At 63.4% G+C, this 16,840-nt stretch carries 17 protein-coding genes; 7 read left to right on the top strand and 10 right to left on the bottom strand.

Going from position 1 to position 16,840, the window contains the following annotated elements; genetic code table 11:
* The first annotated feature begins 115 nt into the window (after window positions 1-115).
* The gene (locus NKI20_RS28250; protein ID WP_352836637.1) at window positions 116-793 is read left to right on the top strand and encodes a pyridoxamine 5'-phosphate oxidase family protein; all 678 of its coding nucleotides are present in this window, start codon (window positions 116-118) and stop codon (window positions 791-793) included.
* Window positions 794-797: 4 nt separating this feature from the next.
* Here NKI20_RS28250 and NKI20_RS28255 read toward each other — a convergent pair whose 3' ends face one another.
* The 3 genes from NKI20_RS28255 to ftsE all read right to left on the bottom strand — a co-directional run bounded on the left by NKI20_RS28255 (window position 798) and on the right by ftsE (window position 3,257).
* The gene (locus NKI20_RS28255; RefSeq protein ID WP_352836639.1) at window positions 798-1,523 is read right to left on the bottom strand and encodes a YdcF family protein; all 726 of its coding nucleotides are present in this window, start codon (window positions 1,521-1,523) and stop codon (window positions 798-800) included.
* Window positions 1,524-1,609: 86 nt separating this feature from the next.
* Window positions 1,610-2,605, bottom strand: coding sequence for a cell division protein FtsX (locus tag NKI20_RS28260; RefSeq protein WP_352836641.1), 996 nt, complete (start codon window positions 2,603-2,605; stop codon window positions 1,610-1,612).
* A complete protein-coding gene (ftsE, locus tag NKI20_RS28265) occupies window positions 2,598-3,257 on the bottom strand; it encodes a cell division ATP-binding protein FtsE (RefSeq protein WP_023757234.1) in 660 nt (219 codons plus the stop codon). The genes NKI20_RS28260 and ftsE overlap by 8 nt, the downstream gene beginning before the upstream one ends.
* Window positions 3,258-3,449: 192 nt before the next feature.
* Here ftsE and NKI20_RS28270 point away from each other — a divergent pair, with 192 nt between their 5' ends.
* The 3 genes from NKI20_RS28270 to NKI20_RS28280 all read left to right on the top strand — a co-directional run bounded on the left by NKI20_RS28270 (window position 3,450) and on the right by NKI20_RS28280 (window position 5,104).
* A complete protein-coding gene (locus NKI20_RS28270; protein WP_352836645.1) occupies window positions 3,450-4,094 on the top strand; it encodes a hypothetical protein in 645 nt (214 codons plus the stop codon).
* Between the two features lie 20 nt (window positions 4,095-4,114).
* Entirely contained in the window at window positions 4,115-4,657 is a 543-nt protein-coding gene (gene hpt / locus NKI20_RS28275; protein WP_352836648.1) for a hypoxanthine phosphoribosyltransferase, read from the top strand.
* A gap of 75 nt (window positions 4,658-4,732) precedes the next feature.
* A complete protein-coding gene (locus NKI20_RS28280; RefSeq protein ID WP_352836650.1) occupies window positions 4,733-5,104 on the top strand; it encodes a response regulator in 372 nt (123 codons plus the stop codon).
* Here the strand turns inward: NKI20_RS28280 and NKI20_RS28285 are convergent, their stop codons facing one another.
* The gene (locus NKI20_RS28285; RefSeq protein ID WP_352836697.1) at window positions 5,105-6,052 is read right to left on the bottom strand and encodes a DMT family transporter; all 948 of its coding nucleotides are present in this window, start codon (window positions 6,050-6,052) and stop codon (window positions 5,105-5,107) included. It lies immediately after the preceding gene.
* A 222-nt stretch (window positions 6,053-6,274) separates the two neighbouring features.
* Between NKI20_RS28285 and NKI20_RS28290 the strand changes: the two genes are divergently transcribed.
* Window positions 6,275-7,156: a LysR family transcriptional regulator gene (locus NKI20_RS28290; protein ID WP_023757229.1), complete on the top strand. Its 882-nt coding sequence runs from the start codon at window positions 6,275-6,277 to the stop codon at window positions 7,154-7,156.
* Here the strand turns inward: NKI20_RS28290 and NKI20_RS28295 are convergent.
* The 6 genes from NKI20_RS28295 to argH form a co-directional block, all read right to left on the bottom strand.
* Window positions 7,135-7,506, bottom strand: a complete 372-nt coding sequence (locus NKI20_RS28295; protein ID WP_352836653.1) for a glyoxalase superfamily protein — start codon at window positions 7,504-7,506, stop codon at window positions 7,135-7,137. The two genes, NKI20_RS28290 and NKI20_RS28295, sit on opposite strands and share 22 nt — an antisense overlap.
* Window positions 7,507-7,617: 111 nt before the next feature.
* Window positions 7,618-10,209 carry a TIGR02302 family protein gene (locus tag NKI20_RS28300; RefSeq protein WP_352836656.1) on the bottom strand — a complete coding sequence of 864 codons (2,592 nt, stop codon included), beginning with the start codon at window positions 10,207-10,209 and terminating at the stop codon, window positions 7,618-7,620.
* 210 nt (window positions 10,210-10,419) lie between these two features.
* Complete coding sequence (locus tag NKI20_RS28305) at window positions 10,420-11,361, bottom strand: threonine/serine dehydratase (protein WP_352836659.1); 942 nt, start codon at window positions 11,359-11,361, stop codon at window positions 10,420-10,422.
* Window positions 11,362-11,401: 40 nt separating this feature from the next.
* On the bottom strand, window positions 11,402-12,670 hold the full coding sequence (gene lysA, locus NKI20_RS28310) for a diaminopimelate decarboxylase (RefSeq protein ID WP_352836662.1): 1,269 nt from the start codon (window positions 12,668-12,670) through the stop codon (window positions 11,402-11,404).
* Window positions 12,671-12,740: 70 nt separating this feature from the next.
* Window positions 12,741-12,947 carry a hypothetical protein gene (locus tag NKI20_RS28315; protein WP_352633949.1) on the bottom strand — a complete coding sequence of 69 codons (207 nt, stop codon included), beginning with the start codon at window positions 12,945-12,947 and terminating at the stop codon, window positions 12,741-12,743.
* Window positions 12,948-13,090: 143 nt separating this feature from the next.
* A complete protein-coding gene (argH, locus tag NKI20_RS28320; RefSeq protein ID WP_352836664.1) occupies window positions 13,091-14,491 on the bottom strand; it encodes an argininosuccinate lyase in 1,401 nt (466 codons plus the stop codon).
* Between the two features lie 35 nt (window positions 14,492-14,526).
* On the opposite strand from argH, the gene tlpA reads away from it, so the two are divergent.
* Together tlpA and ugpB are read left to right on the top strand one after the other, a co-directional pair.
* On the top strand, window positions 14,527-15,216 hold the full coding sequence (gene tlpA, locus NKI20_RS28325) for a thiol:disulfide interchange protein TlpA (protein WP_352836667.1): 690 nt from the start codon (window positions 14,527-14,529) through the stop codon (window positions 15,214-15,216).
* Between the two features lie 285 nt (window positions 15,217-15,501).
* Window positions 15,502-16,812: a sn-glycerol-3-phosphate ABC transporter substrate-binding protein UgpB gene (gene ugpB / locus NKI20_RS28330; protein ID WP_352836669.1), complete on the top strand. Its 1,311-nt coding sequence runs from the start codon at window positions 15,502-15,504 to the stop codon at window positions 16,810-16,812.
* The last annotated feature ends 28 nt before the right edge of the window (window positions 16,813-16,840 follow it).

Below are 16,840 nucleotides of genomic sequence, written 5' to 3' on the forward strand. Positions count from 1 at the left end.
TCCAATCCGCGCATCCGCAAATCCCCATTCTTCCGGGGAGCAGTGAATCACGCCACTAACGCCTGCGCTAGCACTTCTTCAACAGCCTGTTAGAGCAATTCCAGGAGGGCTTTCGATGAACGCGCATGCTTTCACCAGCGACGTCGCCTTCACGCCGACGGTCAAGGCGATCCAGGCCCGCAAGGGCTCACGCCAATCATATGCCCGCGTCGAGCAGCGTGGCGGCTGGCAAGCCGTCATCACCCCCGATCTTGCCGCCTTCATCGAGATGCAGACCAGCGTCTTCCTGGCGACGGCCAATGGCGATGGCCAGCCCTACATCCAGCACCGCGGCGGGCCGGTCGGCTTCCTCAAGGTGCTGGATGAACACACGATCGGCTTCGCGGATTTTGCCGGCAACCGGCAGTTCATCACGCAGGGCAATCTGGCTGACAATCCGCAGGCCTTCCTGTTCCTGGTCGACTATATGCATCGGCAACGCATCAAGCTCTGGGGCACGGCGCGCGTTGTCGAGAACGATGCCGAACTGCTGGCGAAACTGATGCCGCAAGATTACAAGGCACGTCCCGAGCAGGTCATCCTGTTCACGATCACGGCCTGGGATGCCAATTGCCCGCAGCATATCCCGCAGCGTTTCGAGGCGGCCGACGTGGCAGCGGCACTCGGTGAACGGGACAGGCGCATCGAGCGTCTTGAACAGGAGGTCGCAAGGCTCAAGGGGGTGTCGGGCGCGGCTGCCAGGGCCGCCAGGGCAGGCGCGGCCGCCAGGGCAGGCGCGGCCGCCGGGGAATAATGGTTCAGCCGCCGGCTGCGGTTTCGGCCAGCGCGATGCCGTTGGGCGTCGGCTTGACCGGGACGATGCCACGCGCCAGCGCCAGCAAATATTTGTTGTACTCGGTGAACAGCACACGCAATGCCCGCGGCTTGGTCAGCCAGCCGCCATTGTCGAGGTTGGAATTGACCACCGGATAGGGCTCAAGCTTGGCGCCATGCAGCAGCCGGCCCATTTCCAGCAGACTGCGCGGCATATGATAATTGTTGGTGACGAGGATCACTGTGCCATAGGCATGGCTCTCGACCCATTTGGCGCTTTCCTCGGCATTGCCGATCGTATCGAGCGCGGCACGGTCGATGTCGACGCAGCAGGAGAACAGCCTGACGTCGCCACCGGTCGCCGCCTGCAACTGGCGACGGCTGGCGGAAGGATGCACACCGCTGATCAGCAGCCGCTCGCCCTTGCCTGACGCCAGCAGGTCCATGGCCGCATCGAGGCGGGATTGGCCGCCGGTCAGGACGATGATTGCATCAGCCTTGGCTGGATTGGCAGGCGTCGTCAGGTGGCTGACCTTGTTCGCGAACCAGCCGAAGCCCCCGGCAAACAATGTCGCGAGGACGAGCAAGGAGAGAGCGGATATACGCAACGCAGCCCTTAGACGGCTCATCGTGCGGCGGTCATGCGAACGGGCAACCACCACTGGCATCTGTCCAGCCGTACCGGTCGTATCCCGCGCGTCCATCGCCATATGGTTAATCCTGAAATGCGGACTTGGGTAGGTAAAAGACGCACTTTGCGTTACGCGAATTCTCCATTCGTGATCATCTTGCCTCGTCAGCCTGCATCCGGTTGGCGAACATCGATGTCGCTGAGATAGGCGACGACGGTGGCGTGCGAGGTTGCCGCCGTCAGCCCGCCGATCACCAGCACCATCAAGACGACACCGAGATACCCAGCCGAGCCGATAGCGAAATTGCCGAACAGGGCGGTTGCCTGGTCGGCCTGCGGCGTTGCCATGTTGCGCGACGACCACCAGGAAAAGACGATGAAGACGAGCACCGCCGCGGCACCGCCGGCCGCCGCCCCCTTCATGCCGGTGACCAGGAAATGCCTGCGGAATTCGCGTGCGATGAAGCGTGCCTCGGCACCGACGAAATGCAGCACCTCGATGATGTGGCCATTGCCGGCCATGGCGCCGCGTGTTGCGAACACTACTGTCAGCACCGTCGCCGACAGCATCAACGCCAGCACGGCGATGCCGATGGTCACCGTGGTACGGGCCATGGCAACCAGCCGGTCGACCCAGGTGCGGTGATCGTCGAGCGAGGCACTCGGCAGTTTCGGCGTGATCGCGGCGCGCATCGCGGCGAAATCGGGTGGGCTGCTTTCGTCGATGGTGACGATGATCAGGCGCGGCACCGGCAATTCGTCGATGTTGAGGCCTGAACCCAGCCACGGTTCCAACAGCCTAGCGGTCGCCTCGCGATCGATGATCCGGGTTGCCTTGACGCCGGGAAACTCGCCGGCGATCTGCGAGGCCCGGGCAAGGGCTGCCTCCATGTCGAGGCCGTCGACCGGCTTGATCTGGATCGTCGCCTCGCGCGAAATCTGGTTCTCCCAGACGGACGCGGTGTCGCGCACAAGCGTCACCGCGCCGAAGGTCAGGCAGGACAAGAATGTCATGATGGCGATGACCAGCACCAGCGCCCGGCCGGCGATGTTCTGCGCCGGCACGATCGGTGCCATCCTGCGCTGGGCGCGGGGCCCTGCCTTCGCCGCCTCGGCGTCCTGGTCGCGTTCCACAAGATGTTCGGCGGACAGTTCAGTCATAGATGTCCAGCCTTCCGCCGGCCAGGATCATGCGACGCGCGTCGACCTGTTCCATCAAGCCGAGATCGTGGGTAGCGATCACCACGGCGGTGCCGAGACGATTGAGCTCGATGAACAGACGCAGCAGGCGTCGCGCCAGCGGCGGATCGACATTGCCGGTCGGTTCGTCGGCCAGCAGGATCTCCGGCTGCTCGATCAGCGCTCGCGCGATCGCGGCGCGCTGCTTCTCGCCGCCGGACAGAACCGGCGGCAGCACATGCATGCGTTCGCCCAGCCCAACCCACTTCAGCAGCTCGGTGACATCGGTGCGGTAGCTTGCTTCCTCGCGCCCGCGCACGCGCAGCGGCAGCGCGACGTTCTCGTAGGTAGTCATGTGGTCGAGCAGGCGAAAGTCCTGGAACACGACGCCGATGCGCCGCCGCAGATGCGGCAATTCGGAGCGCGAGATACGTGACCGGTCCTTGCCGAAGATGGTGATCAGCCCGCGCGTCGGCTTCAGCGACATGAACAGCAGGCGCAGCAACGTCGTCTTGCCGGCGCCCGAAGGGCCACTCAGGAACTGGAAGGAGCGCTCCGGAATGTGCAGGGAGATGTCGCGGAGGATTTCCGGACCCATGCCATAACGGAGGCCGACATTTTCGAAGCGAATCAATTTCGGCGACCTGAAATTTGGCACGGCGGCGAGCCGGCCCGTTCTGGGTAAAGACCATCGGCCGGCATGGTTAACCGGCGGTTAATTCCTGGGCTCTTTCGGCTCGTCACGAGGGCTCCGGTGGGGAAGCGTTAACCATTTGTGTTTACGCAAAAGAAACGAAAAGCGAACACGTGCTGCAATGCTGGGGCCATGATGGCTGACGATCGAACCGCGCGCCCGGTTTCCGGCGAAATCATGACCGATCCGACGGCAATTGCCGCTAAGGACCGGTTCATGCGTGGTCCCGCGTCCGACGTCGTCGATGCCGATTATGTGGTGATGCCGCGTCTTGTCCCCGCCGTGGAAAGCGTTTCGCCGCTGCCGCGTGCGATCGTCACACCGGCCATCGAAGGCATGGACATGCTGCGCAAGCCCGAAGCCCCGGCGGAACGGCCGCCGGCCTCGCGCGGCGGGCCGATCTTCTGGATCGCCGGCGTCGGCGCCGCGTTGGCCGCCTTCTGGGTCTCCGGCGGGCATGCGCTGGTGCGCCAGGCGCCGTTCCTGTCCAGCGCGCAGCCCTCGGCGCTCAGCATTTCAGGCGTCACCTCACGCATCGACGCGTCGGGCCCGAACGCAGCGCTGTTCGTCGATGGCGAGGCCGCCAATGATGGTGCGAAACCGGTGCAACTGCCGCCGCTCGAAATTCGGGTGACGAGCAATGACGGGCGCACAACCCGCTATACGTTGGGGACATCCGGCCGCTCGCTGGCGTCGGGCGAAAGATTCGGCTTTGCCAGCCGGCTCGACGTGCCTAAGTACGGCGTAAGAACCGTCTTAGTCACTTTCGCTCAATAGGCGACTACCGAGGACCACCAATGCCAATCGTACGCGGCAAGGACATCGAAGTCCTGTTTTCAGCATCGGCGATCGCCCGGCGCAACCTCGAACTCGCCAAAGAGATCGCCGGCCACGACTATCACGATCTGCTGGTGATCTCGGTGCTGAAGGGCTCGTTCATCTTCGCCGCCGATCTCATCCGAGCCATGCACGATGTCGGCTTGTCGCCGGAGGTCGAGTTCATCTTCATCTCCAGCTACGGCGCCGGCACCACCAGCGGCGAGGTGAGGGTGCTGCGCGACATCGACAACGAGGTCACCGGCCGCGACGTGCTGTTGATCGACGACATTCTCGAATCGGGCAAGACGCTGAGCTTCACCCGAGACCTGATGCTGTCGAGGGGAGCCAAAAGCTGTTCCGTCGCCGTGCTGCTCGACAAGCGCATGCGCCGACAGACGGCACTCAACGCCGATTATGTCGGCTTCGACTGTCCCGACTATTTCGTCGTCGGCTACGGTATGGATGTCGCGCACGCTTTTCGCGAACTGCCTTTTGTCGGCGTCGTGAAAGGCGATGTCTGAGCGACTTCCAAAAAGAACCGCCGACCCTGGGCGCTTTCAGGAAAAGTCAACTTTTCGCGGCCAAATATGCCGGCCATGGCAAAGCTTCTGATCGTCGAGGACGATGAGTCCGTCCGCACCCTGGCCGCCCGCGCGCTTGAACGCGCAGGGCATGCGATCGACGTCGCGGCGGACGGCGCGCAAGGGCTTTCGCTGATCCAGGACGCAAAAGGCGGCTATGATCTCGTCGTCTCCGACATCCGCATGCCGGAGATGGACGGCATCGAGATGGCGATTGCGGCGTCGGCCCTTTTTCCGTCAATGAAGATCATGCTGATGACTGGCTATGCCGACCAACGCGAGCGCGCCGAGGAGCTGGACGGTGTTATCCTCGATGTCGTGCAGAAGCCCTTTACGCTGGCCGAAATCCGCTCGCGCGTCGAACGGGCACTGATCTGCTTCGCCTGATCAGGCTGGATCGGCAGCAGTGAGCACGGGTGGAGCGCTCTTGCGCCGTTCGGTGTTGAGGGCGAGCAGGCCGGCGCCGATGATGAGGGCCGCGCCAATGACGGTCGTCGACCGCGGGACCTCGGCGAAGAACAGGAAGCCCCACAGCGGCGACCACAGGATGCCGGTATATTCGAAGGTGGCAACGCGGTTGGCCGGCGCCATCCGATAGGCCTGCGACAGCAGGATCATGCCGGCGGAGGCGACGAAACCGCAGGCCGCCATCTTGAGAAAATCCGGCAGTGTCGGCCACAGCCAGGGCCGCACCAGGAATTCCACGCTGGGGTGGACGGCATGGGTGATGCCGGCAAGGTGGAACACGCCGGCAACGACAGCGGCGCCAACCAGATAGGCGCCGTTCTGATAGAACGCCATGACGGTGGACGATTCGGTCTCGCCGATCTTGCGGGCCATCAGCTGCGAGAAGCCATAGAGCGCCGCCGAGCCCAGCGACAGGAGTGCTGCCATGTCGAACAGTCCGGTGCCGGGGCGCAGCATCACGAGCACGCCAAGCAACCCGATCAACACGGTCGCCAGCGTCTGCCACGAGACACGCTCGCCGAGATACGGCCCGGCCAGCGCCATGATGAACAGCGGCGCCATGAAATAGAGCGCCACCGCATCGGCCAGCGGCAGAGCGGCGATTGCCAGATAGTAGACCGTATAGGAGGTGAACTGGATGAAGGCGCGCATGGTCAGCATGCCGAATCGCTTCGACAGGATCGCCCGCAAGCCGACATCGGCATGGACCAGAACAATCAGGATCGGCAGAGCGACGATCGAGCGGATCGCCATCACTTCGGTCACCGGATAGCCGCTCGATACGGCTTTGACGAGCGGGTCCTGCAGCGAGAAGACCAGCACGCCTAGGCACAGGCTCAGGATGCCGCGCACCATCCGATTCTGCATCTGCATCCAAGCTCCTGCGTACACGATCCGAAGCTGTCGCTTGCGGGGTAAAAAGAACCCGCCACCGTTTCGGGCAGCGGGCACGAGTGAGGACTCTTGATTGGTCCGCGGCTGATTTCGCAACCGCATATCCAATGGGTGAGGCCACTATCATCCTGGGTTTGACATGTTGCAAACGAATTGGAATGATACCAGCAATCAAATTTCCTTATGGCGGGTTTCATGCGACCGACGCTCGACAGCGACCTCCTGCGCACCTTCGTGGCGATTGCGGAAGCGGGCAATTTCACCAGGGCGGCGGAGCAGGCCGGCCGCACTCAGTCTGCGGTATCGATGCAGATGAAGAAGCTCGAAGAGCTGATCGGCGACAGCCTGTTCGAGCGCGGTTCGCGCGGCGTCGCGCTGACTCGGCGCGGCGGCGAACTCATCGTCAATGCCCGCCGCATCGTCTCGCTGCTCGATGAGACGGCGGCGTCGATGGCGGCGGCGCCGCTTGGCGGGCCGGTGCGCATCGGCATTCCGGAGGAGTATGGCCACGCTATCCTGTCGCGCGCGCTCGGTGCGTTTTCGAAGCGTCACACGCAGGTCGAGGTCACGGTGCGCTATGCACATTCAGGGGCACAGATAGCGGCGCTCGCCGCCGGAGAACTCGATCTGTGCGTGGTGTTCGAATGGCAGGATCCTGCCGGCGGCGAAGTGCTGATGCACGATCCGACCGTGTGGGTGACATCGACCCTGCACCATATGCATGAGGAGCAGCCGGTGCCGATCGCGCTCTACAACCGGGCCGGCTGGTGCAAGGACTTCGCCATCAAGTCACTGGAGCAGCGCAATCTTGCCTATCGTGTCGCCTATACCAGCGACACCACTGGCGGCCTCAAGCTCGCCGTCACGTCCGGACTGGCGATCGCGCCGATTTCGCGCAGCAACATCCCAAGCGGCTGTCGCGAACTGACGGCCGCGGACGGGTTCGGCGACATCGATTCCTCGAATGTGGTGATGCACCGCAACCCCAATGCCTCAGGTGAGGCGATCGACGGCATGCAGGAGGCAATCCGCGAAGCGTTCGTCAACAGGCAGGATCAACCTGCGGCATCCTCGTAGAAATGCAGGCGGTTGCCGAACGGGTCGGCGACCGATACCTCACGGGTCTTCCATGGCGTCTCTTCCAGGCCCGGCCTGGCGAAGCGGTATTTTTTGCCGATCAGTTCGCGATGCAGTGCGGCGATGTCCTCGACCTTGATGCGCATGGCAATGCCGGGTGCACCGTCGCCGTGATGTTCGCTGAGATGCAGGACGCAGCCGTCGCGGCCTACCGCCATGTAGAGCGGTGCGTCGTCTTCGAAGCGATGTTCCCACTGCACCTCGAAGCCGAGGAAGTCGACATAGAATTCACGCGCCTTTGCAATATCGAAGATGCGCAGGATGGGGGTTACGGCGCCAAGTCTGGGCATGGGGGGCAACCGTTGGAGAGGGTTTCGAGTGGGGTGGAGGCGGGGCGGCAATCCCTATGTCTTGTCGCAATTCGGGACGGAAAACCGCTTCACACTTTTCCTGGAATTGCTCTATTTCAACTCGAGCAGCCGTTCCAGATAACTGCGTTCGATATCGGGGCTGAGCGCGTTGCCGAGCCGCTTGCGGATCGCTTCCAGAATCTGACGGGCACGCTGCACGTCGATCTCGTCCGGCACCTTCACCGAATCGCCGAAGTCCGGACCCTGGCTGGCGCGCGGCCGGCCGAGCGGATCACGATCGGCGTTCTGCTGGCGACCGCCTTTCTCGCTGCCGCCCTGGTCGCCTTGCATGGCCTGCATCTGCTTCATCATGTCCTTGGCGCCCCTGCGCAGCGCTTCCAGCGCCCGGCCCTGATGACCGACGGCCGCATCGCCTTCGCCCTCGCCGAGCGCCTGTTCGGCATTGCCCATCGACTTGCCGGCCTCGCCAAATCCTTCGTTGGGCTGCATGCCCATGCCTTCAAGTCCCTTCTTCAGCTGCTCGAGGTCGCTTTTCAGCTGGCCCTGACCTTGCTGCAACTGCTTCAGCGCATCGGCGAATTCCTGCGGTGTCATCGGCTTCGGCTGGCCGCCCTCGTTCGGCGTGCCGTTTTCGCCGGATTGACCCTGTTGCTCGTCCTGGCCGAGTTGTTCGTCGCGGTTCTGTCCGCGCTGGCGTTCGCCGCGCTGCATCTGGTCCATGCGGAAGGTATCGTTCATCATCTCTTGCTGGCGGCGCAGGATATCGCCGAGCTTGTCCATCTGCTGGCGCATCTCGCTGTCCTGCTGGCCGCCTTGCTGCTGCCGGCCGGCCTGCAGATTGTTCATCATGTCCTGAAGTTGCGACAGCAATTCCTGCGCCTTGTCGCGGTCGCCCGACTTCGCCAGATTCTCGATCTGATCCATCATGCGGTCGATATCGCTCTGGCGCAGTTCCTGCCCGTTCTGCTGCATCTGCGGGGCGCTGGGATTCTGCTTGGCGCGCTCCGCGAATTCCTGCAGGAACTGGTTCATCGCCTCGCGCAGTTCCTTCATCGCCTTTTCGATTTCAGCGTCGCTGGCACCATTCTTGATGGCGTCCTGCAGTGCCTGCTGCGCCTGGCGCAGCCGCTTTTCCGCGGCCGAGAGATTGCCTTCCTCGATGCCGAGCGCAATTTCCCAGAGATAGGAGACCTCGTTGCGCAATTGATCGTCGCTGTCGGCCATCTTCAGCCGGCTGCGGGCGCTCATGATGGCGAGGTAGTGGGACATGTTGTCAAAAGTGTCTTCCGGCCGCAGCGTGATGGCGTCCATCAGGTCGAGCACGCGCGGCTTGGCATTGGCGTCGAGCGCGAGCAGGCGGCGCTGCTCGATCACGGCCCGTGCCAGCGGATTGGCGAATGGCCGCTCAGGCATCAGCAGCGTCTTGGTTTCGCTCGATGCAGTGTGGCCGGCGTCGTCGGTGGCAACCAGCGTCAGCTTGATTTTGCTGCCGGCCCAGACATGTTCCGTCAGGTCCTTGGAGGTCCTGGCGGCATTCGACTTGCCGCCGCGGCGCGGCGGCGAAAGCGGCATTTCAGGCGGACCATAGAGCGGATGGGCATTCGGTGCCTGTGGATCGGCAAGCGCGAAAACCGCCTTGGCGGTGGCGGCGCCATAGTCGTCGTCGATCTGGTAGTTGAGTTCGAAGGCGCCGTTGGCGGCGCGCTTCGGCTCGCCGACGAAGCGGATCTGCGGCGGCTTGTCGGTTATGACCGCGAAGGCCCAGCGGCCGAGCTGATCCTCGCCCGACGTCAGCGTCAGCGTGCCGTCGCCGGTCAGCTTGCCGGTGAACTGGCGTATCTTGGACGGTGTTGCCGGGCTTGCCGCAGGCTTGGCCGTGGCGGCGGCCTGCGGGCCAGCCGGGTCGATGGCGCGGGAATTGCCACTCTTGTCGGCGTAGGCAAGCGTTTCCTCGCCCGAACCGCCGGTCACGCGCAACGAAACATCGCTGCCTTCGGGAATTGTGAAGGTCGGGGTCGCCTGATTGGCGTCGGCCGTCAGGAAGATCGGCGGCTTGCCGGTGTAGGCCGGTGGCGTCACCCAGGCGTCGATGCGCGGCGGCACGGCATCATGCGCGCCATGGGCTTTGAACCCGTCGCTGATCCTGCCGCCCGTCGGCCCGAAGGAGAAGGCGAAGGCGGTAACGAGCAAAAGTGCTGCCACCGCGCGCAGCCCCCAAGGGTCGCGTTCCGGCACGCGCGTGCGCGGCAGGTCGGCGCCGAGGCTGTCGAGCCTTCCGGCCATGCGCTTCTGGTGCTCGCGCCAGAGCACCTGCGAGAAGCTGCTTTCCCTGCCGCTAGGCCGGTCGGTCTGCACCAGCACCGGGCTGTGCAGCAATTGATTGGCCGCCTCGATGCGGCGGTCGATTTCGGCGGCACCAGGGATGCGCAAGAAACGCAGCGGGTAGAGCGCGGCCAGTGCCGCGATCGCGAAGGCGGCGACAAGGCCGATGCGCGCCATATCCGGCAGCCGGGTGAAGATACCGAGCCATGAGGCGCTGAGGAACAGGCTGGCGACGATGACGAGCGGAAGCAGCAACGGCCAGCCACGCTCGACCATCATCGAGACCCGCGTCGCCAGCCGGCTCAAGGCGAGGCGCGAGGCCAGGCCGCGGTTGCCGTTGAAGGTGGGTCGTTGCGTCATCGGCCCTTCCTCCTATTTCATCCCGAAAGGACCGGGATGGGACTCTGTCTCCTGCATGATCTGTCCGGAAACCGGATTCCCTTTTGGGGTCATGCTGTGGGCGGGCAGGATAGCCCAAGCCTCACGACTCGAAGAATACCAGCAAACACGGCAAAGGCGAGGCAGTTTGCGAAAACGTGAAGGCCGCCGTTATAGTTCCACCGGTTGCAGTCAGAAAGTTGCGGGGTTGGCATTTGCCCCGCAGACCAGCACCGCGACGCGTTCGCCCGGCACCGGCGCATAGCGGCCGGACAGGATCGCGGCAAAGGCGGCGGCGCCACCCGGCTCGGAGATGATGCGCACCCGGTTCCACAGCGCCTTTTGCGCGGCGATGATGTCGTCGTCGCTGACCAGGATCGAGCGTTCGACAAAGGCCTCGGCGATCGGGAACATCATCTCGCCGACACGCTTTGGTGCCAGCGAATCGGCGGCGATGCCCTCGGCTGGCGCATCGACGGGGTGTCCGGCTTCAAACGCCCGGTAAAGCGTCGGTGCCCCCTCCGGCTCGACGGCGACGATGCGGATGCGGCCGGCAAACCAGGCAGCGATGCCGCCGATCAAGCCGCCGCCGCCGACAGCGACCAGCAGCGTGTCGATGTCGGGCAAATCGCCCTCGATTTCCAGCCCGAGCGTGCCCTGGCCGATCAGCGTCTCCTGCTGGTTGAAGGCATGGATCTGCAAGGCGCCGGTTTCCTCGGCGAATCGTTCGCTGGCGGCCAGTGCCTCGGCATAGCGGGCGCCGCCGACAATCAGATCGGCGCCGTAGGAGCGGATCCGCTCCAGTTTGGCCGGCGGACTCACTTCTGGAACGAAGATGGTCGCCTTGTGGCCAAGCCGCATGGCAGCATAGGCGACGGCAGCACCATGGTTGCCGCCCGACGCGGCGACGACACCGGCCTCGGGAACCGGCCGTTCCAGGAGATTGGTGAAGGCGCCGCGTGCTTTGAACGAGCCGGAGTGCTGCAGGCATTCGAGCTTCAGGTCGATCGTCAGCGGCGGCCGGTCGAAGTCGGCCATGTCGACGCGCAGCACCGGTGTGCGCCTGATATAGGGGCGGATGCGCGGTTCCATCGCGGCAATGCGCTCGCGTGTGACGGTGTTGCCGTTCGCCATGATCTGCTCCCTGTGACGGATAAGTATGTTTCCGGCGCCTCTATGCGAGCCAATCGGGCACGGAATCCAGCCCGATCAGGTCGTCATAGGTCAGGCGCGGACGCACGACGTGGAAGCGGTCGCTATCAACCAGCACCTCCGGCACCAGCAGGCGAGTGTTATAGGTGCCGGCCTGCACCGCGCCATAGGCGCCGGCTGTGAAGACGGAAATCAGGTCGCCGGCCTTCAGCCTGGGCAGATCGCGGTCGAGGCCGATATAGTCGCCGGTCTCGCAGACCGGGCCGACCACGTCGACCATCATGCGCGGCGCGTCGGCCGGCGGCTGCACGACCGGACGGATGTCGTGGAAAGCATCGTAGAGCGTCGGCCGGATGAGATCGTTCATGGCGGCGTCGACGACCAGGAAGTTCTTGGCGTCGCCTTCCTTCACGAAGATCACCTCGGAGACCAGGATGCCGGCATTGCCTGATATCAGCCGGCCCGGCTCGAACATCACCTTAAGCCCAAGCTTGCCGACATGCTTCCTGACGATCTGGGCATAGGCATCGGGGAGGGGCGGCGGGTTGTTGTCGACGCGGTAGGGAATGCCGAGGCCGCCGCCGAGATCGACATGCTCGATGGCATGGCCGTCGGTGCGCAGCCCGCCAACCAGATCGACAAGCAGCGCGAAAGCGTCGTCGAAAGGCTGCAGCTCGGTGATCTGGCTGCCGATATGGGTGTCGATGCCGGTGATCTTGATGCCGGGAAGCGTTGCCGCGCGGGCATAGACCTGACGTGCCTTCTGCCACGGGATGCCGAACTTGTTCTCGGCCTTGCCGGTGGAAATCTTCTTGTGGGTCTTGGCGTCCACGTCGGGATTGATGCGCAGCGAGATCGGCGCCACCTTGCCCAGCGTCGCGGCTCGTGCCGACAGCAGTTCGAGTTCCGGCTCGGATTCGACGTTGAAGCAGAGGATGCCGGCGGCAAGGGCAAAGTCCATTTCGCGTGCGGTCTTGCCGACGCCCGAAAACAGGATCTTGCCTGCCGGGATGCCGGCGGCCAGCGCCCGGCGCAATTCCCCTTCCGAAACCACGTCGGCGCCGGCGCCGAGCTTCGCCAGCGTCCGCAGGACGGCCTGGTTGGAATTGGCCTTCATGGCATAGCAGACCAGCGCGTCGAGCCCGGCAAAGGCCTGCGCGAACACCCGGTAGTGCCTGGTCAAGGTGGCCGTCGAATAGCAGTAGAACGGCGTGCCGACCTGTGCGGCGATATCAGGGATCGCCACGTCCTCGGCATGCAGCACGCCGTCGCGGTAGTCGAAATGGTTCACGAGAGTGGTTCCGGGAAGTTGGAGCGCTATGAGATCGGGTTTAGAAAGACCAAACCCAGCCTCATCGGTTCTAGATCAGCGGGTCGAGGATGAACTTCTTGTCCACGACCGGTTTTTCCGGCTCCGGCGGCACAGGCTGGTGGGCCTTGGAGGCATCCTTGCGCGCTTGCACGGCTGCCTCATAGGGCGTGTCGAGACCGGCCCTCCTGCCGCAGGCCGAAACGGCCGCCATCGCAACCAGCAGCGTCAGCGTCACCAAAATCCTGCTTCCGGTCATCGATCCATCCGTCTGAAACTTTTGCCAGCCGCCGCTTTTAGCCGAGTTCTCGGCGTATTGCACCCCCGGGATATTGCTGGTTGCAATATCAGGGATATTGCTGGTCGCAATTTCCGCCGTATTGCTGGCCGCAATATCCGGCATCACGCTTTCGCCAGTCGCTTTTTCCACGCGCGGATCTGCTTCCTCACTTCCGACGGCGCCGTGCCGCCGAAACTGGTGCGGCTCTTGACCGAGTTCTGCACAGCCAGCACCGAAAATATACTCGCCGTGATGTCGGGATTGATCGATTGCAAATCCTCCAGCGAAAGCTTCTCCAGCCCCACCTTCTTCTCTTCGGCCAGCGCCACCGCCCGGCCCGTGATATGATGCGCCTCGCGGAATGGCAGGCCGAGCGTGCGCACCAGCCAGTCGGCAAGGTCGGTCGCTGTCGCGTGGCCGGAGCCGGCGGCCTTTTTCATCGCGGCGGCGTTGACCGTCATGTCCGAAACCATGCCGGTCATGGCGGCCAGCATCAGGTCCAGCGTCTCGGCGGCATCGAACACCGATTCCTTGTCTTCCTGCATGTCCTTGCCATAGGTCAAAGGCATGCCCTTCATCACCGTTAGCAGGCCGACGAGATGGCCGGTGACGCGGCCGGTCTTGCCGCGCACCAGTTCGGCGGCGTCGGGGTTCTTCTTCTGGGGCATGATCGAGGAGCCGGTGGAAAACGAGTCCGACAGCCTGACGAAGCCGAACTGCGGCGTTGACCAGATGATGATCTCCTCGGCCAGCCGCGACAGATGCGTGGCGCAGATCGCCGCCATGCCGAGGAACTCCAGCGCGAAATCGCGATCAGAGACGCTGTCCAACGAATTGCGCATCGGCTCGCGGAAGCCGAGCGCCTTGGCGGTGCGGTGGCGGTCGATCGGGAAGCTGGTGCCGGCGAGGGCTGCGGCACCGAGCGGGCTTTCGTCCATCCGCTCGATCGCATCGCGCACGCGCGACAGGTCACGCGAAAACATTTCGACGTAGGCCATGCAGTGATGGCCGAAGGTCACCGGTTGCGCAGCCTGCATATGGGTAAAGCCCGGCATCACCGTCGCGGCATGCTCCTCGGCCCGCTCCAGCAGCGCCCTGATCAGCCCCTTCAATGCCTCGGCGACGCGAAAGCACTCGTCCTTGACCCACAGTCTCAAGTCGACCGCCACCTGGTCGTTGCGCGAGCGTGCGGTGTGCAGCCGGCCGGCGGCCGGGCCGATCAGGTCGGCAAGGCGGGCCTCGATGTTCATGTGGATGTCTTCGAGCCGGGTCGAGAACTCGAAGCTCCCGGCCGCGATCTCTTTCAGGATCGTGTTCAGCCCGTGAGCGATTTTTTCTTGATCGGCCGCCGAAATAATGCCCGTCTGCGCCAGCATCTCGCTATGGGCGATCGAGCCCTTGATATCCTGCGCATAGAGTTTGCGATCGAAGGAGATCGACGCGTTGATCGCTTCCATGATCGCGGCCGGACCCGAGGCAAAACGTCCGCCCCACATCTGGTTGCTGGTCTTCTTGTCGCTCATGGCTATAACCCGTGCTTCGGAGCAGTTCTGAGAAAATGGCAGACGGTAATAAATTCTTCCCGGCCCCGCGCCTGATCCTCGCCGCTTTGGTGGCGGGCGCGCTGGCCGGCGCGGTCGCGGTATATGTCAGCGAGAGCCGGTCTGGCAACAATGCACCGGCACAAGCTGCCGTCGACGACAGCAAGGATGACGTCGCCTGCGCCGCCAAGAGCGACCGCGCCAAGAAGATCGCGGCCTCGGCCACTGGTGAAGTCGCAGCGCTTTTGCCGGCCGATCCGCCGCAATCCTTGAAAAGCCTCGCCTTTAACGGTCCGGACGGCAAGCCGATGACGCTTGCCGACCTTGCCGGCAAGACGGTGCTGCTCAATTTGTGGGCGACATGGTGCGCGCCGTGCCGCGCCGAAATGCCGGCGCTCGATGTGCTGCAGAAGGAAATGGGCAGCGACGTCTTTGAGGTGGTCGCCGTCAATGTGGATGCCGGTGACGATGTGAAGCCGAAGAAGTTCCTTAGCGATACCGGCGTGGCGACGCTGGGCTACTACCGGGATTCGACGATGGCGCTGTTCAACGACCTCAAGACGCGCGGCCTGGCGCTCGGCCTTCCCGTCACCATGCTGATCGATGGCGAGGGCTGCCTGCTCGCTCATATGAACGGCCCGGCCGAATGGTCGGGGCCGGATGCCAGGAGACTGGTCGAGACGGCGCTCAAACCCGAAAGCCTTTAGAGCAGCTCACCGTTTCACGGCTGCGGCAACTGCAATCAGCATTGTCATGCCCGAAAGCCAGCTTGGCAGGGCCCGGTCCTGGAGACGGTTCCTGCCCTGTTCGTTATCGCGCTAAGTCGGCTAACCCCGTTGCTTTGCCGTAGTCTGCTACGCGGAGGCGAGCATTGCTTCAGGCAGAGATGAAGTTCATCGATCTGCAACAAAGCCGTTGTCTGATTGTCATGAGCGACACATATTGCCTGTGCGGGAGTGCCCCTTTCGCCAATGACAAACGGGAGATGAAACATGAAGTCCTTCGGCTTCGCGGCCGGTGTTGCCGCCACCTTTACGCTGCTTTCCACCGCCTCCGCTTTTGCTGTCACGCAGATCAGCTGGTGGCACGCCATGACTGGCGCCAATGCCGAGGTCGTCGACAAGATCTCCAAGGATTTCAATGCCAGCCAGAGCGATTATGAGCTCGTTCCGGTGTTCAAGGGCACGTATCCCGAGACGCTGAATGCCGGCATCGCCGCCTACCGCGCCGGCCAGGCGCCCGACATTATCCAGGTGTTCGACGTCGGTACCGGCGTGATGATGGCAGCCGAAGGTGCAATCAAGCCGGCAGCCGATGTGCTGACGAGCGCTGGAATGACCTTCGATAAGAGCCAGTATCTGCCAGGCATCGTCGGCTATTATTCGAAGCCGGACGGCACCATGCTGTCCTTCCCCTACAACTCCTCGTCGCCGATCCTTTATTATAACAAGGACATCTTCCAGAAGGCGGGCCTCGACGTAGACAGCCCACCGAGGACCTGGAAGGAAGTGTGGGAAGATGCCAAGAAGATCAAGGCGAGCGGCGCGGCCGCCTGCGGCTACACCTCGACCTGGCTGACCTGGATCCATCTGGAGAATTTCGCGGCCTGGAATGATGTGCCATGGGCCACCCAGCAGAATGGCTTGGCCGGCGGCGATGTCGAACTCAAGATCAATGCGCCGATTTTCGTCAATCACTTCCAGGCGCTCGCAGACCTCGCCAAGGACGGCACCTTCAAATATGGCGGGCGCACCTCCGAAGCCAAGCAGATCTTCCTTGCTGGCGAATGCGGGATCATGACCGAATCCTCCGGAGGTCTCGGCGATATCGTCAAGTCCGGGATAAATTACGGCATTGGCCAATTGCCCTACGACAGCGACGCCAAGGGCGCACCGCAGAACACGACGCCGGGTGGCGCCAGCCTGTGGGTTTTCGCGGACAAATCCGACGAGGAATACAAGGGCGTCGCGGCCTTCTTCGCCTACCTGTCGAAGACTGATGTGCAGGAATACCTGCACCAGAAGTCGGGTTACCTGCCCGTAACGCTCGCCGCCTACGAAGCGACCAAGAAATCCGGTTTCTATGACAAGAACATCGGTCGCGAGACGCCGATCCTGCAGATGACGGGTAAGGCGCCGACCGACAATTCGAAGGGCGTACGTCTGCCGAATCTGCCGCAGGTGCGCGATATCCAGAACGAGGAGTTCGAGAAGATGCTGGCCGGCCAGCAAACTGCCCAGCAGGCGCTCGACAATGCGGTTGCGCGTGGCAACGCCGCGATCAAGGAAGCGCTGGGGAATTAAAGCGAGCGCAAAGTCCTTGTTCCACAGC

It is taken from the genome of Mesorhizobium sp. M0830 (genome assembly GCF_040319965.1).
In the GTDB taxonomy this organism is placed as follows: domain Bacteria; phylum Pseudomonadota; class Alphaproteobacteria; order Rhizobiales; family Rhizobiaceae; genus Mesorhizobium.

Bases quoted from the DNA above. Each gene is read 5' to 3' on its own strand.
- NKI20_RS28290 (WP_023757229.1), top strand. From the start codon at position 6,275: ATGCGACCGACGCTCGACAGCGACCTCCTGCGCACCTTCGTGGCGATT.
- argH (WP_352836664.1), bottom strand. From the start codon at position 14,491: ATGAGCGACAAGAAGACCAGCAACCAGATGTGGGGCGGACGTTTTGCC.
- ugpB (WP_352836669.1), top strand. From the start codon at position 15,502: ATGAAGTCCTTCGGCTTCGCGGCCGGTGTTGCCGCCACCTTTACGCTG.
- NKI20_RS28300 (WP_352836656.1), bottom strand. From the start codon at position 10,209: ATGACGCAACGACCCACCTTCAACGGCAACCGCGGCCTGGCCTCGCGC.
- NKI20_RS28315 (WP_352633949.1), bottom strand. From the start codon at position 12,947: ATGACCGGAAGCAGGATTTTGGTGACGCTGACGCTGCTGGTTGCGATG.
- NKI20_RS28280 (WP_352836650.1), top strand. From the start codon at position 4,733: ATGGCAAAGCTTCTGATCGTCGAGGACGATGAGTCCGTCCGCACCCTG.
- NKI20_RS28250 (WP_352836637.1), top strand. From the start codon at position 116: ATGAACGCGCATGCTTTCACCAGCGACGTCGCCTTCACGCCGACGGTC.
- NKI20_RS28255 (WP_352836639.1), bottom strand. From the start codon at position 1,523: ATGGCGATGGACGCGCGGGATACGACCGGTACGGCTGGACAGATGCCA.
- tlpA (WP_352836667.1), top strand. From the start codon at position 14,527: ATGGCAGACGGTAATAAATTCTTCCCGGCCCCGCGCCTGATCCTCGCC.
- NKI20_RS28285 (WP_352836697.1), bottom strand. From the start codon at position 6,052: ATGCAGAATCGGATGGTGCGCGGCATCCTGAGCCTGTGCCTAGGCGTG.
- NKI20_RS28305 (WP_352836659.1), bottom strand. From the start codon at position 11,361: ATGGCGAACGGCAACACCGTCACACGCGAGCGCATTGCCGCGATGGAA.
- NKI20_RS28295 (WP_352836653.1), bottom strand. From the start codon at position 7,506: ATGCCCAGACTTGGCGCCGTAACCCCCATCCTGCGCATCTTCGATATT.
- NKI20_RS28260 (WP_352836641.1), bottom strand. From the start codon at position 2,605: ATGACTGAACTGTCCGCCGAACATCTTGTGGAACGCGACCAGGACGCC.
- NKI20_RS28270 (WP_352836645.1), top strand. From the start codon at position 3,450: ATGATGGCTGACGATCGAACCGCGCGCCCGGTTTCCGGCGAAATCATG.
- hpt (WP_352836648.1), top strand. From the start codon at position 4,115: ATGCCAATCGTACGCGGCAAGGACATCGAAGTCCTGTTTTCAGCATCG.